This window comes from Caulobacter sp. 05T431 (genome assembly GCF_056665975.1).
In genome coordinates this window covers 58,921-72,129 of the sequence record NZ_JBFTKU010000003.1, presented here as the reverse complement: position 1 = coordinate 72,129, position 13,209 = coordinate 58,921, and the positions used below count along the sequence as shown (strand labels likewise).

The following is a 13,209-nucleotide window of genomic DNA, read 5'->3' as shown; positions in this document are numbered from 1 at the left end:
TCTCCCCTTGCGGGAGAGGGTGGCCCCACGAAGTGGGGTCGAGGAACAGAACCGCCGCGATCAGCCCTAAGGCCGGTCGCGGCGGTTTTCGTTTGAGAGCCCCTCATCCGTCGGTCTTCGACCGACACCTTCTCCCGCAAGGGGAGAAGGACGACAGCCGCTCCGTTCAAGACTTCCCCCTTGGAACCGTGGCCATCGAGGCGCAGTTTCAAAAACGAGCCTTCAAACGGAGCCAGGCCCATGACCGAGATCACCTACATCATCGTCGAGCACGACGGCGGCTGGGCCTACAAGGTGGGCGACGTGTTCTCCGAGACCTTCAAGACCCACGACGCGGCCCTGCACGCGGCCCAGCGCGCGGCCRGCGAGCAGCGGATCGCCGGCGAGGAGACGGGCATCTCCTACGAGGACGACCGCGGTCGCTGGCACGACGAGCTGTCGGCCGGCGACGACCGTCCGACCACCCACGTGGTCGACGGTAAGAAATAGGTCCCCAAAACAGGCCCTAGGGACGCGAGGACTCAGGCGGGGTCGCGCCCCACCTCGAACAGGCGGACCACGCCGTCCCAGACCTCGATCCGCGCGCAGCTGCGATGCTCGGCCAGCAGCTCGCGCGCATGGACCGCCGGGTCCTCGCCGTTCTCGAAGACGCGGACGTCGAGGAACGGCGAGCGGCCGTCCGCCGTCAAGGCCACGAAGGTGTAGGTCTGCCCCAAGTCGCCAGCCCCTCGGCGCGCTCCTGATCAGAGCCCAGGCTAGGCAGGTTCCGCGCCCCGCGTCCGTCGGACGGCCGACAGAGCGATACCCCCTCTCCCAGAGGGAGAGGGAGGGGCCCGCGCCGCAGGCGTGGGAGGGTGAGGGGTTTCACCGTGCCAGTTTCGTTCGGACCGCCCTGCCGGCTCTCCGGCTGGCGTCGTAACCCCTCACCCTGCCCTCTCCCTCTGGGAGAGGGTTCCGTGTGGGCGACCTATGCTCGGCGGATAGCGAACGAACCCCAGTAATTTCAACGCCCTGAACTTTTTCGACCAAACTTATGCTCCCCCTCCCCGACGCCCGTATCCTGTTCCCACCTCGACGCGGGAAAGGGCGCATGGCCAGCGACCGATGCGGCGGCGGGGGCGATCGAGCGGGAAGCTCTGTCGGATCCGGTCCGCGTTCGGTAGGGACCGGAACAACCTCACGGCTCTGGTGCCGGTCGGGCGTGGTCCACAGATACGACGTGACGTGAGGGTCGAGAGAGCAGCAGGCGGGCGGTGAGACGCTCGCGGTCCGGGACTGGGGATCGTTGATCCAGCCCGCCCGTCGGAGGCTTCAAGGCGGCGAGGTCCGAACAGGGCTCAGCGCCGCCGCGCTTCCGGATAACGACCGCGCGGAGCGATCGGGCTTCGTCGAAACGGTATTCTCTAATTTCTTCCGGACGATGTMCGGCGCTCCGCGTCCCTTTCCAACGACTCAGCGGTCTTCCGCGTGAGAGCGCGAAGCCGCGCCACCAAAGTCCCTCCCACTGTGGGGGAGGTGGCCGAAGGCCGGAGGGGGGAGCGATCGGTCGATGGCCACAACCCGGACCGACGATCCCAAAACTCCCCCCACCGATCGCTGCGCGATCACCTCCCCCACAGGGGGAGGGGCGCGGTCCGTAGGGGGCAAGTGCGCGCAGGCGCGGCTCGCACCAAACAGGACTTCCCCGCCGATCCATGCTAAGCGCGCGCCAACGAAATCCACCGAGAGTTCCATGGCCCTTAAAGTCGCCATCGTCGGCCTGCCCAATGTCGGCAAGTCCACCCTGTTCAACGCGCTGACGCAGACCGCCGCCGCCCAGGCCGCGAACTATCCCTTCTGCACGATCGAGCCCAACACCGGCGACGTGGCCGTGCCCGAGCCGCGCCTGGACGCCCTGGCCAAGATCGCCGGCTCCAAGGAGATCATCCCGGCCCGGATCACCTTCGTCGACATCGCCGGCCTGGTGCGCGGCGCGTCCAAGGGCGAAGGCCTGGGCAACCAGTTCCTGGCCAACATCCGCGACTGCGACGCCGTGGCCTTCGTGGCCCGCTGTTTCGAGGACGACGACATCACCCACGTCGAAGGCCGCATCGACCCGCTCAGCGATCTCGAGATCATCGAGATGGAGCTGATGCTGGCCGACCTGGAGAGCCTGGAGAAGCGCGTCCCGGCCATTGAGAAGAAGGCCAAGACCGGCGGCGACAAGGACGCCGCCAACACCCTGCGCCTGATCAACCTGGCCCTGGCCCAGCTGCGCGAAGGCCGCCCCGCCCGCTCGGCCAAGGTGGACCCGGACGACGAGAAGGCCTGGCACATGCTGCAGCTGCTGACCTCGCTGCCGGCCCTCTATGTCTGCAACGTCGAGGAAGGCAGCGCCGACAAGGGCAACAAGTACAGCGACCTGGTCGCCGAGCGCGCCGCCAAGGACAACGCCAAGGCCGTGGTCATCTCGGCCCAGATCGAGAGCGAGATCGCCCTGCTCGACGCCGACGAACGCAGCGAATTCCTCGAGACCCTGGGCCTGGAAGAGCCGGGCCTGAACCGCCTGATCCGCGAGGCCTACAACCTCCTGGGCCTGCAGACCTATTTCACGGTCGGCCCCAAGGAGGCCCGCGCCTGGACCATCCACGTGGGCGACACCGGCCCRCAGGCGGCCGGCGTGATCCACACCGACTTCGAGAAGGGCTACATCCGCGCCGAGACCATCGCCTATGACGACTTCGTCAAGCTGGGCGGCGAAAGCGGCGCCAAGGAAGCCGGCAAGATGCGGGCCGAGGGCAAGGACTACGTCGTCAAGGACGGCGACGTGATGCACTTCCGGTTCAACGTCTAGAACCTCGAACGGCCGGGCTCATCCCCGGCCGTTTTCGTTTCCACACCCCGTTCCGAGCGCCTCGCATGACCGACACCGTCACCCTCACCTCCGCCATCGACGGCTTCCCGTTCACCGCCGCCCACGCCCAGCCCCAGGGGGCTCGCAAGGGCGGGATCGTGGTGGTGCAGGAGATCTTCGGCCTGGACCAATACGTCCACGCGGACGTCGCCCGCTGGTCGGCCCTGGGGTTCGAGGTGCTGGCCCCGTCGATCTTCGACCGCGTGACGCCCGGCTACGTGGCCGAGCATGACCCGCAGGGCTTCCAGACCGGCGTCGCCAATGTCGGCGCGGTGGGGCTGGACGCCATGCTGTCCGACATCCAGGCCTGCATCGACGAGCTGGCCCAGCGCGGACCGGTGTTCGCGGTCGGCTACTGCCTGGGCGGCTCGCTGGTCTGGCTGGCGGCGAGCAAGCTGAAGGGCCTGGCGGCCGGGGCGGCCTATTACGGCAGCATGATCGCCGCCAACGCCGCGCTGCCGCTGAACGCGCCGGTCGTCGTCCACCTGGGGCGCAAGGACGGCCACATCCCCGCCGACGACGTGAAGGCCAAGCTCGCCCAGGCGCATCCCGACGTGCCGGTCCACATCTACGAGAACAGCGGCCACGGCTTCAACAACGACGGCCGTCCGGACTCCGACCTCGACGACGCCAAGCTGGCCCGCCAGCGGTCCTTGGCCCTGTTCCAGGCCCACGGCGCCGGCTAGCGTCGCCGGGGCTTGCGGCCCGGAGCAAGCCGATACAACCTAGGGCTCAGTCAATCCGTCGGGGGGTTCCCATGCTGAAGATCGGCCGCCTATTCGTCCTGACCGCCGCCCTGGCGGGGCTCGCGGGGAGCGCATTCGCCCAAGGGCCGCCGCCGCCGCCCGTCGCGCCTACAGGCGTCCAGCAATACAACATGAGGGAGTACAGCTCGGTGAATCGTCCGACGGCGCGCCTGAGTCCGCGCACGCCGGGCAATCCGATGCAGGTTCGGGCGGCCGCCAAGCTCGCCGCCGACCTGCACGCGCCGTGCGAGGTGATCGACGCCGCGCCCCTGTCGGCCCGTCCCAGCAGCAAGCCCGAGTACGAGATCGCCTGCAAGGACGCCCTGGGCTGGATCATCAGCACCGGACCCGACGGCAAGCCGCAGCTGAACGACTGCCTGGCCCTGGACACCGGGGCCCTGGCCGCCGGCAAGTCCTGGCCCAAGGGCATGGTCTGCGGCCTGCCGGGCAACGCCGCCCCCGTCGCGGGCCTCAAGCCCCTGGCCGCCAAGGCCTCGCCCAGCTGCGTGGTGGCCGACGGGACCTTCCTGGGCGGCGGCGGGAGCCCGCCGATCCTGCGCTACGAGATCGCCTGCAAGAGCGGCGGCGGCTACATCGTCGACGCCCCGGCGCCGGGCTCGACCGCCGTCCAGTCGTCGCTGACCTGCGACGAGGCCAAGGCGGCCGGCGCGGCCTGCACCCTGGCCGACAAGAAGAAGGGCTAGATGGGCGAGCAGATCACCCTGACGACGGCCGACGGCGAGCCCGTCTCGGCCTATCACGCCCCGCCCGGCGATGCGCGGCGGGGCGGGCTGGTGATCCTGCACGCCATCTGGGGGGTGACGCCGCACATCCGCGCCCTGTCCGACAGCCTGGCCGACCAGGGCTACGAGGTGATCGCGCCCAGCCTGCTGGACGCCGCGGACGCCCCCTTCCCGACCGCCGACCTCGACCCGCCGAACCTGGACGCCCGGATGACCCTGGGCCTGGCCAGCGGCTGGGGGGCGGCGGCCCTGCCCCGCGTGCAGGCGGCGATCGACGCCCTCGCGGAGAAGGGTGAAAAAGTCTTCGCCATGGGCTTCTGCTTCGGCGGAACCACGGCCTGGCTGGCCTCGGCCCGCTGCACGGGGCTGACGGCCGTCTCGTGCTTCTACGGCGGCGACATCGCCAGCTATGTCGACGAGCAGCCCAAGGTCCCGACCATCCTGCACTTCGGCCGCACGGACCCGATGATCCAGCTGGCCGACGTCGAGAAAATCTCCGCCGCCCATCCGGACCTGCCGGTCTGGCTCTACGACGCCGGCCACGCCTTCGTGGCGCCCAACGGCTATCACGCCGACAGCGCCAGCCTGGCCATGCTGCGCACCCTGCAGCTGTTCCAGCGGTCGGGCGGCGGCCGGGGCGAGGCATGATCGCCCTGATCCTCGCCGCCGCCGTCGTCGCTCCGGCGCCCACGGTCGACGCCTGCGCCGTGGCGGCCGCGCCGCGCGACTATGTCGGCCGCAAGTTCGCGATCCGGACGACGCTGACCATGGGTCGGCACGACTCGCTGCTGAACTATCCGTCCGACTGCGCCGCGATCCGGTATCGAACCCTGCCGGACAGCCAGGCCCGCCAGGCGCTCGACCACATATTGGAGGTGATGATCGGCGTGGACTACGGGCGGCGCTTCAAGACCCGGACGCCGTTGACCTTAACGTCTCTCCAAGGCCTCACCGTCACCGCCACGGGGACGATGTTCTGCCCCTCCGTCACGGGTCGCTGCGAAATGCAGGTGACCGGCCTTGAACAGGTGGTCTACCCGGCCAACTTCCCCAAGGCGATGGTCCCGCCCGACGCGGGCTGGGCAGGCCCCTGATCGCGCCGCCGAGAGCGGTCGCCGACGGTCGAAACCTTGGCTAGGATCGGGCCCATGCGTCGCGCCGCCTCCCTGCTGATCCTGAGCCTGCTGGCGGCGCATGGCGGTCCGGCCATGGCCGGCGAGACGGCCTGCTGGTTCGAGAACGGCGCGGTCGTCGCCCCGGCCGCGATCGGCGGGATCGCCGGCGATTACGTCATCGACCTGTCGGCGCCCCGCACCCTGCTGCACGTCGACATCGCCCAGCGCGCGGGCTTCACCGACACCGCCCTGACCCTGCCGGTGCGCCTGGCCGGCCGGACCGTCGAGGCGGCGCCGATCGCCGTCCAGAGCCTGGACTATCGCGCCGTCGGCTTCTCCACGCCGATCGCCGGGGTGATCGGGGCCGACATCCTGGACCGCTACGCGATCACCCTGGACTTCTCGCCCTGCCGCCTGCGCCTGGAGCGCCCGGGAAGCGCCCCTGGAGGCCGGAAAGCGGGGCGGAAGGGCGGCTTGCCGGTCACAGTGGTCGGCGGCGTGCCCACGGTCCTCGCKGCGGCCTCGGACGGCCTTAAGGGCATGGCCGGTCCCTTCGCCCTGGACACCGCCTCCAACGGCGGCGTGCGGGCCCGGGGAGCCGCCGACGGGCCGCGCCAGAAGCCGGCTGGAACCCTGCGGGCGCTGTCGCTGGACGGGACCCTGCGGGAGAACCTGCCGGCCGTGCGGGCCGGCGACCTGCCCGACGGCGTGGTGGGGGCGCTCGGCGTCCAGKTGCTGGCCGGCTATCGCCTGCGGCTGGACCCGGAGGCCCGGCGCCYGTGGCTGACCCCCGTCCCGGCCGAGCGCTGACCGGCCAAGAAAAAGGGCCCGGCGTCGCCGCCGGGCCCTGATGTCTCAAGCCTTGGAACGGGCCGCTCAGTGCGACTCGTTCTTCCAGACCTGGCGGTAGCTGGCGTAGAGCAGGCCAGCGAAGATCAGCAGGTAAACCAGCACGACGACGCCGGTCTGCTTGCGCTCTTCCAGCTTGGGCTCGGCGGCCCACATCAGGAAGGCCGCGACGTCCTTGGCTTCCTGGTCCAGCGTCGACGGCGTGCCGTCGTCGAAGGTCACCTGGCCGGCCTTGATCGGCGGGGCCATCGCGATGAAGCCGCCCGGCGGAACGTGTTCCTTCGGGCCCGACCAGTACGACGACAGGTCGCCCGTCATGTACTGGTTGTAGTGCTGGGTCGGATCCATCTTCAGGCCGGGCGGCGGAGCCGCGTAGCCGGTGATGATCGAGTAGATGTGGTTCGGACCCTCTTCTCGGGCCTTGGCCAGCAGCGACATGTCCGGCGGCAGGGCGCCGCCGTTGCTGGCGCGGGCCGCGGCCTCGTTCGGGAACGGCGACGGGAAGCGGTCGGCCGGGGTGGCCGGACGCTTGATCGCGTCGCCGGTCTCGTTGTCGATGTCGGCGACCTCGTAGTCCTTGGCGATCGCCTTGACGTACGGGTTGTCGTTCGAGTTCGGGTACTTCTTGTCGTAGAACGGACCGCCCTTGTCGCCGAGGTTGCGGAACGACACCAGGCTCATCGAGTGGCAGGCCGAGCAGACCTCCCGATAGACCTTGTAGCCGCGCTGCAGCTGGGCCTGGTCGAACTTGCCGAGCGGGCCGTCGAACGACCAGTGGACTTCCTTGGCCGGCAGGGCGCCGTGGGCGGCCAGGGCCGGACCGGCGGCGCCGGCCGCCAGGAGACCCGCGACCGCTGCGATGACGGAGAGTTTGCGCAGCATCGGGATCAGCCCTTCATTTCAGGCGCGGCGGTCGCTTCGGCCGGCGCGGCGGCCGGGTGCGACAGGGCGGGGGAAGCGATGGAGTCCGGCACCGGCAGGGTCTTTTCGGTCAGGCCCAGCATCGGCAGGATCACCAGGAAGAAAGCGAAGTAGTACAGGGCGGCCACGCGGCTGAGCCAGACGAAGCTGTTCAGGTCCGAAGCCATCAGCTGGAAGGTGGTGACGCCCGGGATGACCTGGTCGTCCGGCAGCTTGGCGCYGCAGACGCCCAGGATGCAGCACGCCACCACGAAGATGAAGAAGTGGACCTTCGCGGTCGGGCGGTAGCGCATCGAGCGCACCTTCGAGGTGTCCAGCCACGGCAGGGCGAACAGGCAGGCGATGGCGCCGAACATGGCCAGCACGCCCATCAGCTTGTCCGKGACGGCGCGCAGGATCGCGTAGAACGGCAGGAAGTACCACTCCGGAACGATGTGCGACGGCGTCACCAGCGGGTTGGCCGGGATGTAGTTGTCGGCGTGGCCCAGGGCGTTGGGCATGAAGAAGACGAACCAGGCGAAGAGGATCAGGAAGACGCTCATCGCGAACCCGTCCTTCACCGTCGCGTACGGGGTGAAGGGCACGGTGTCGGCCTTCGACTTGGGCTCGACGCCGGTCGGGTTGTTCTGGCCCACCACGTGCAGCGCCCAGATGTGCAGGATCACGACGCCCGCGATCATGAAGGGCAGCAGGTAGTGCAGCGAGAAGAAGCGGTTCAGGGTGGGGTTGTCGACGGCGAAGCCGCCCCACAGCCAGGTGGTGATGCTCTCGCCCACGACCGGCAGGGCGCCGAACAGGTTGGTGATCACGACCGCGCCGTGGAAGGACATCTGGCCCCAGGGCAGGACGTAGCCCATGAAGGCGGTGGCCATCATCAGCAGGTAGATCACGCAGCCCAGCAGCCACAGCACTTCGCGCGGCGCCTTGTACGAGCCGTAGTAGAGGCCGCGGAGCATGTGGATGTAGACGGCGATGAAGAACATCGACGCGCCGTTGGCGTGCATGTAGCGGATCAGCCAGCCGTAGTTCACGTCGCGCATGATGTGCTCGACGCTGGCGAAGGCGTGGTCGGCGCTGGGCGTGTAGTGCATCACCAGGATGATGCCGGTGATCAGCTGCGAGGCCAGGCACAGCGACAGGATGCCGCCGAAGGTCCACCAGTAGTTCAGGTTACGCGGCGTGGGGTAGTCGACGAAGCTGTCGTAGCCCAGGCGCACGATCGGCAGACGGGCGTCGAGCCAGCGCTCGAAACCGGTCTTGGGTTCGTAGGTCGAATGTCCGCTCATCTCGCTTAACCGATCTTGACCTTGGTGTCGGACAGGAAGGCGTACTCCGGAACGATCAGGTTCTTGGGAGCCGGACCCTTACGAATACGACCCGAGGTGTCGTAGACCGAGCCGTGGCACGGGCAGAACCAGCCGCCGTACTCGCCGCCGCCGAAGGTCGGGACGCAGCCGAGGTGGGTGCAGTTGCCGCCGACGATCAGCCACTGGGCCTTGCCCGGCTTCACGCGATCGGCGTCCTTCTGCGGATCCTTCATCGACGCGCCGTCGTCCGCGACCGCCTTGGCGATCTCGGCCTTGGTCCGGTTGCGCACGAACAGCGGCTTGCCGCGCCATTTGACGACGACCTGCTGGCCTTCGCCGACCTTGGTCACGTCGAACTCGATCGACGCCAGGGCCCGCGTATCGGCCGAGGGGTTCATCTGGTCGATGAACGGCCACGCCAACGCGACCGCGCCGCCGGCGGCGACCGTCATCGATGCGATGTAGATGAAATCCCGACGGCTGGGGTCTTCCCCATGCGCCGGATCAGTTTTTGCGCCCACGGCGGTGTCGGCCACCCAAGTCACCCTTCGATGCCGCCGCGCCGCCCTTGAGACGGCCCGGCCTGGAAAACGCCTGTCGGCGCATACTGTCTGGACCCGCGAACGGGTCTTCGCCACAACAGGCAAAAGCGGATCGTCCTATCGGACGCGCGGACGAAGTCCGCAAGCCCTTTCGATTCGCAGCAAATGCCCCTGCTGGCTCTATGGTTGGTTCGCTTAGAATGCGGCTCGCGCTTTTTCAACCCGGCATTCCTCAGAACGTGGGCGCCGCCATCCGTTTGGGCGCCTGTCTGGGGGTGGGTCTGGACATCATCGAGCCCTGCAGTTTCCCCTTGGACGACAAGAGCTTGAAGCGCGCGGCCCTCGACTATGGTCCGTTGACGCACATGATCCGCCACGCGTCGTGGGAGGCGTTTCTCGCCGCGCCGGAACGCCGCGAGGGCCGATTGCTGCTGTTCACCACCAAGGCGACGGCGCCGTTCCACAAGTTCGATTTCCAGGCGGGCGACACCCTGTTGTTCGGCAACGAGAGCCGCGGCGCGCCACCTGAGGTTCATGAGACCGCCTTTTCGCGCCTGACGATCCCTTTGCGCCCCGAGGCCCGGTCGATGAACCTGGCGACGACGGCGGCCATGGCCCTGGGCGAGGCCCTGCGGCAGACCGACGGGTTCCCGGGGATGGGGGACAACACATGACCGAAGCGATCGCGCCGCGTCCCAAGGCGTCCGGCGGCGCCCGAGCGCTCGCCGTGCTTTTCAGCCTCATCAACGCCGTAGCCGCGCTGTTGATGTCGCTCAGCCTCGCCGCCTTCCTGATGGACTATGACGGCGAGGATGTCGTGGGCCCGGCCCTGACCAGCGGCCTGGGCCTGGCGATCATCGCCCTGATCCTCGCAACCACGATCTTCGGCTGGCGCGGCCTGGGTCGACGCCCCTGGCGGGCCTTGCTGGTCATGGGCGCGCCCGGCGCGCTGATCGCGTCGTTGATGATCGTCGGCCTGGTCTCCGCCGGGCGCGAAATCGGTCGGATGCAGGCTGAGATGGAACGCACCGGCTGGCCTCCGACCATTGGACCGTAATGGCGCTTACGGATCGCTGCGTATTTGCGCCCCGCCCGACGAACGCTTAATCCGCTGCCCATGAGCACGCCCACCGACGCCCTGACCCTCGACCAGAAGAAAGCCACGGCCCGCGCCTGGTTCGAAAGCCTGCGCGACCAGATCTGCGCGGAATTCGAACGGCTGGAGGACCAGGCCCCCGCAGATCTCTATACCGGCGAGGCTGGGCGGTTCGTCCGCAAGCCCTGGGACCGCGAGGCCGGCGGCGGCGGCGTCATGTCGATGATGCATGGCCGCCTGTTCGAGAAGGTCGGCGTGCACGTCTCCACCGTGTTCGGAACCTTCACGCCGGAGATGGCGAAGAACATGCCCGGCGCGGCCGAGGACCCGCGCTTCTTCGCCACCGGGATCAGCCTGATCGCCCACATGCGCAATCCGCGCGTGCCGGCTGTGCACATGAACACCCGCTTCATCGCCACGACCAAGAGCTGGTTCGGCGGCGGCGGCGATCTGACGCCCCTGCTCGGCTACCAGCGCCGGCAGGACTTCCCCGACGCGATCGACTTCCACGCCGCCTACCAGCGCGCCTGCGACGCCCACGACCCGGCCTGGTACGCCAAGTACAAGGCCTGGTGCGACGAGTACTTCTTCCTACCGCACCGGAACGAGCCGCGCGGCATCGGCGGTATCTTCTACGACCACCACGACAGCGGCGACTGGTCCAAGGACTTCGCCTTCACCCAGGACGTCGGCAAGGCGTTCCTGGAGATCTATCCCGAGCTGGTCCGCCGCCGCATGGGCGAGGCCTGGACGCCGGACGAGCGCGAGCAGCAGCTGGTGCAGCGCGGCCGCTATGTGGAGTTCAACCTGCTCTACGACCGCGGCACGATGTTCGGCCTGAAGACCGGCGGCAACGTCGAGTCGATCCTCAGCTCGATGCCGCCCGAGGTGAAGTGGCCGTAAAAGCCGCCTCGTGCTAGGCTGGACTTTGTCGAACAAGGAGTTCGCCGTGCACGTGACGAGATTGGGAGACGGCTTGGCCGTTCGTCTATCGGCGGACGAGGTCGAACGGCTTGGCCTCAAGGAAGGCGACGAAGTCGAGGTGGCGCCCGTAGCTCATGCCGCGGCCGGCAGCACCTATGCCTCACGCCTCGAAGCCCTGAAGAGCATTCGGCAATTCCGAGGCAGTCTGCCGGCGGATTTCAAGTTCGATCGCGACGAAGCCAACAGGCGTGACTAGGGCGTTCTTCGACAGCAACGTCATCCTCTATCTGATCTCGGGCGACGCCGACAAAGCCGCCAAGTCCGAGGCGCTGGTCGCCGAGGGCGGCGTCATCAGCGTCCAGGTGCTCAACGAATTCACGTCCGTTGCCCTCCGAAAATATGGACTGCCCTGGTCGAGGATACGCGGCGCGCTCGATCCCATCCGGTATGTTTGCCAGGTCGAGATCGTCAGCTCCGAGACCTATGATCGCGCAACCTTGCTCAGCGAGCGCTACGGCTATGGCTTCTACGACGCCCTGATCCTCGCMGCTGCGCTGATCGCCGGATGTACGGTMCTCTACTCGGAAGACATGCAGAACGGTCAGGTCATCGACGGGCGGCTGACCATCCGCAATCCCTACCTCTGAACGTCATGCCTTCGGGCACTTGGCCCCCGTATCGATCCAGGCCTGCACCAGCTGGCCGAACTGCGCCTGGGTGCCCGGCGCCGGCTTGCGGCCCTCGCCTGGGTTCCAGGCCCAGCCGACCAGGTGGTCCTCGGCCATGTGATGATGCAGCTCGGCCAGCGAGCGACCGCCGTTCCTGGCCGGGTTCTTGATCTGGGCGCAGATCGCGCCCAGCGACTTGCCCTGCCAGGCCATCTCGACCGGGGCCAGGGCCCATTTCGGATCGCCGGGGATCGACTTGATGTCCTGGCCCCAGGTCGCGACGTTGGCCGGGCCGTGGCACGACGAACAGGGCAGGCCGACGGGCCCGTGGCCGGCCTGGCCGCCCACCATCGGCGGATTGTGCGGATGGCGGTCGTCGCCCTGGGTCGGGGCGCGCTGGACCGGGTGGCAGTTCATGCAGCGCGGGCTCTCGATCACCTTGCCGACCTCGGCGAACAGGGCCAGCGAGCGGGCGGCCGGGTCCTGGATCGAGGTGAAGTCGGACACGCTCTTCAGCGTCTCTGGCGGCGCGGCGGCGGGCGGCGCGGGCGCGGCGGCCCCGACGCTGGACAGCAGCGCGCCCCCGACCATCAACGAACCGGCGGCGAGCACGACGGCGACGGCTTTCATGATCCTGGTCTCCCGCGTTTCAGCCGGAACGGCCGGCGTGCGGTCCAGGTTGCCAGAAATCAGACCGTCTGGGCCAGAAAGGCCTGAATCCAGTCGCCCACCCGCGCCCGGTCGTTGGCCTGGTCGAGGCTGGCGACCGCCGCGTCGGCCTCGGCGTCGGTGAAGCGGCTGCCGCGCCGGGACTCGATCAGGGCCCGCGCATAGGCCGGGTCGAACTCGGGGTGGAACTGCATCGAGATGGCCGGCCGGTCGTCATAGACCAGGACGCCGGCGGGGGTGAATGCGCTGCCGGCCACGGCGCGGGCGGTCGGCGGGATGACGATCACCTGGTCCTGGTGCGAGGCCGGGACGGCGACGCGGGCCGGGTCCCGGTCCAGGTCCAGGTCCATCCATGGCTGGGGCTCGGCCACGTCGTATTTGTGCAGGCCCACGCCCCAGCCCTTGTCGGACTTCACGACCTTGCCGCCGAACGCCTCGGCCATGACCTGGTGGCCGAAACAGACCCCGACCAAGGGCTGCCGGCTAGCCTCGACCAGGAAGGCCTTCAGCGGTTCGATCCACGGCAGGTCGTCATAGACCCCMGCCGACGAGCCGGTGACCACATAGGCGTCGCACTCGGCCGGATCGGCGGGCAGGACGCCGGCCTGGACGTCGTAGACGACGTAGTCGTGCCCGGGCCCGAGCAAATCCTGGAACATCGCGGCGTAGCGCCCGAACGCGGGCTGCAGGGCTTCCGGCGGTTCACCGGTTTCGAGCAGGCCGATCTTCATGGGGG

At 68.7% G+C, this 13,209-nt stretch carries 18 protein-coding genes; 12 read left to right on the top strand and 6 right to left on the bottom strand.

What is annotated here, in order from left to right; genetic code table 11:
- Window positions 1-240 precede the first annotated feature (240 nt).
- Window positions 241-489 (top strand): DUF2188 domain-containing protein, encoded by a 249-nt coding sequence (locus tag AC1U89_RS04180; RefSeq protein WP_479898452.1) that lies wholly within the window; start codon window positions 241-243, stop codon window positions 487-489.
- A 32-nt stretch (window positions 490-521) separates the two neighbouring features.
- Here the strand turns inward: AC1U89_RS04180 and AC1U89_RS04175 are convergent, their stop codons facing one another.
- On the bottom strand, window positions 522-716 hold the full coding sequence (locus AC1U89_RS04175) for a hypothetical protein (RefSeq protein ID WP_029907117.1): 195 nt from the start codon (window positions 714-716) through the stop codon (window positions 522-524).
- Window positions 717-1,732: 1,016 nt separating this feature from the next.
- Between AC1U89_RS04175 and ychF the strand changes: the two genes are divergently transcribed.
- The 6 genes from ychF to AC1U89_RS04145 all read left to right on the top strand — a co-directional run bounded on the left by ychF (window position 1,733) and on the right by AC1U89_RS04145 (window position 6,307).
- Window positions 1,733-2,833: a redox-regulated ATPase YchF gene (ychF, locus tag AC1U89_RS04170; RefSeq protein ID WP_479898451.1), complete on the top strand. Its 1,101-nt coding sequence runs from the start codon at window positions 1,733-1,735 to the stop codon at window positions 2,831-2,833.
- A gap of 65 nt (window positions 2,834-2,898) precedes the next feature.
- Window positions 2,899-3,579, top strand: coding sequence for a dienelactone hydrolase family protein (locus AC1U89_RS04165; protein ID WP_479898449.1), 681 nt, complete (start codon window positions 2,899-2,901; stop codon window positions 3,577-3,579).
- 71 nt (window positions 3,580-3,650) lie between these two features.
- Complete coding sequence (locus tag AC1U89_RS04160) at window positions 3,651-4,343, top strand: hypothetical protein (RefSeq protein WP_479898448.1); 693 nt, start codon at window positions 3,651-3,653, stop codon at window positions 4,341-4,343.
- Window positions 4,344-5,030 (top strand): dienelactone hydrolase family protein, encoded by a 687-nt coding sequence (locus tag AC1U89_RS04155; RefSeq protein WP_479898446.1) that lies wholly within the window; start codon window positions 4,344-4,346, stop codon window positions 5,028-5,030.
- A complete protein-coding gene (locus AC1U89_RS04150) occupies window positions 5,027-5,476 on the top strand; it encodes a hypothetical protein (RefSeq protein ID WP_479898444.1) in 450 nt (149 codons plus the stop codon). Before AC1U89_RS04155 ends, AC1U89_RS04150 begins: the two co-directional genes overlap by 4 nt.
- Before the next feature lie 54 nt (window positions 5,477-5,530).
- On the top strand, window positions 5,531-6,307 hold the full coding sequence (locus AC1U89_RS04145; protein ID WP_479898443.1) for a pepsin/retropepsin-like aspartic protease family protein: 777 nt from the start codon (window positions 5,531-5,533) through the stop codon (window positions 6,305-6,307).
- A gap of 66 nt (window positions 6,308-6,373) precedes the next feature.
- Here AC1U89_RS04145 and AC1U89_RS04140 read toward each other — a convergent pair whose 3' ends face one another.
- From AC1U89_RS04140 to petA, 3 genes are read right to left on the bottom strand one after another with little or no spacing between them, the layout of a single operon-like run.
- Window positions 6,374-7,228, bottom strand: coding sequence for a cytochrome c1 (locus AC1U89_RS04140; RefSeq protein WP_479898442.1), 855 nt, complete (start codon window positions 7,226-7,228; stop codon window positions 6,374-6,376).
- A 5-nt stretch (window positions 7,229-7,233) separates the two neighbouring features.
- Window positions 7,234-8,553 carry a cytochrome b gene (locus AC1U89_RS04135; RefSeq protein WP_479898441.1) on the bottom strand — a complete coding sequence of 440 codons (1,320 nt, stop codon included), beginning with the start codon at window positions 8,551-8,553 and terminating at the stop codon, window positions 7,234-7,236.
- 5 nt (window positions 8,554-8,558) lie between these two features.
- Window positions 8,559-9,110: a ubiquinol-cytochrome c reductase iron-sulfur subunit gene (petA, locus tag AC1U89_RS04130; RefSeq protein ID WP_479898440.1), complete on the bottom strand. Its 552-nt coding sequence runs from the start codon at window positions 9,108-9,110 to the stop codon at window positions 8,559-8,561.
- A gap of 206 nt (window positions 9,111-9,316) precedes the next feature.
- Here petA and AC1U89_RS04125 point away from each other — a divergent pair, with 206 nt between their 5' ends.
- From AC1U89_RS04125 to AC1U89_RS04105, 5 genes are all read left to right on the top strand, one after another.
- Window positions 9,317-9,790, top strand: coding sequence for a tRNA (cytidine(34)-2'-O)-methyltransferase (locus AC1U89_RS04125; RefSeq protein WP_479898439.1), 474 nt, complete (start codon window positions 9,317-9,319; stop codon window positions 9,788-9,790).
- On the top strand, window positions 9,787-10,173 hold the full coding sequence (locus AC1U89_RS04120; RefSeq protein WP_479898438.1) for a hypothetical protein: 387 nt from the start codon (window positions 9,787-9,789) through the stop codon (window positions 10,171-10,173). The genes AC1U89_RS04125 and AC1U89_RS04120 overlap by 4 nt, the downstream gene beginning before the upstream one ends.
- 60 nt (window positions 10,174-10,233) lie before the next feature.
- On the top strand, window positions 10,234-11,115 hold the full coding sequence (gene hemF, locus AC1U89_RS04115) for an oxygen-dependent coproporphyrinogen oxidase (protein ID WP_479898437.1): 882 nt from the start codon (window positions 10,234-10,236) through the stop codon (window positions 11,113-11,115).
- A 73-nt stretch (window positions 11,116-11,188) separates the two neighbouring features.
- A complete protein-coding gene (locus AC1U89_RS04110) occupies window positions 11,189-11,392 on the top strand; it encodes an AbrB/MazE/SpoVT family DNA-binding domain-containing protein (protein WP_479898436.1) in 204 nt (67 codons plus the stop codon).
- Window positions 11,385-11,783 carry a PIN domain-containing protein gene (locus tag AC1U89_RS04105; protein ID WP_479898435.1) on the top strand — a complete coding sequence of 133 codons (399 nt, stop codon included), beginning with the start codon at window positions 11,385-11,387 and terminating at the stop codon, window positions 11,781-11,783. Before AC1U89_RS04110 ends, AC1U89_RS04105 begins: the two co-directional genes overlap by 8 nt.
- A gap of 3 nt (window positions 11,784-11,786) precedes the next feature.
- On the opposite strand, the gene AC1U89_RS04100 is transcribed toward AC1U89_RS04105, so the two are convergent.
- The gene (locus AC1U89_RS04100) at window positions 11,787-12,434 is read right to left on the bottom strand and encodes an Isoquinoline 1-oxidoreductase subunit (RefSeq protein ID WP_479898434.1); all 648 of its coding nucleotides are present in this window, start codon (window positions 12,432-12,434) and stop codon (window positions 11,787-11,789) included.
- A 59-nt stretch (window positions 12,435-12,493) separates the two neighbouring features.
- Window positions 12,494-13,204 carry a glutamine amidotransferase-related protein gene (locus AC1U89_RS04095; protein ID WP_479898433.1) on the bottom strand — a complete coding sequence of 237 codons (711 nt, stop codon included), beginning with the start codon at window positions 13,202-13,204 and terminating at the stop codon, window positions 12,494-12,496.
- Window positions 13,205-13,209 lie beyond the last annotated feature (5 nt).

What these genes read in the sequence shown, in the direction of transcription:
- AC1U89_RS04150 (WP_479898444.1), top strand. Translation starts at nt 5,027, where the DNA reads ATGATCGCCCTGATCCTCGCCGCCGCCGTCGTCGCTCCGGCGCCCACG.
- AC1U89_RS04100 (WP_479898434.1), bottom strand. Translation starts at nt 12,434, where the DNA reads ATGAAAGCCGTCGCCGTCGTGCTCGCCGCCGGTTCGTTGATGGTCGGG.
- hemF (WP_479898437.1), top strand. Translation starts at nt 10,234, where the DNA reads ATGAGCACGCCCACCGACGCCCTGACCCTCGACCAGAAGAAAGCCACG.
- AC1U89_RS04165 (WP_479898449.1), top strand. Translation starts at nt 2,899, where the DNA reads ATGACCGACACCGTCACCCTCACCTCCGCCATCGACGGCTTCCCGTTC.
- AC1U89_RS04140 (WP_479898442.1), bottom strand. Translation starts at nt 7,228, where the DNA reads ATGCTGCGCAAACTCTCCGTCATCGCAGCGGTCGCGGGTCTCCTGGCG.
- AC1U89_RS04120 (WP_479898438.1), top strand. Translation starts at nt 9,787, where the DNA reads ATGACCGAAGCGATCGCGCCGCGTCCCAAGGCGTCCGGCGGCGCCCGA.
- AC1U89_RS04160 (WP_479898448.1), top strand. Translation starts at nt 3,651, where the DNA reads ATGCTGAAGATCGGCCGCCTATTCGTCCTGACCGCCGCCCTGGCGGGG.
- AC1U89_RS04125 (WP_479898439.1), top strand. Translation starts at nt 9,317, where the DNA reads ATGCGGCTCGCGCTTTTTCAACCCGGCATTCCTCAGAACGTGGGCGCC.
- AC1U89_RS04155 (WP_479898446.1), top strand. Translation starts at nt 4,344, where the DNA reads ATGGGCGAGCAGATCACCCTGACGACGGCCGACGGCGAGCCCGTCTCG.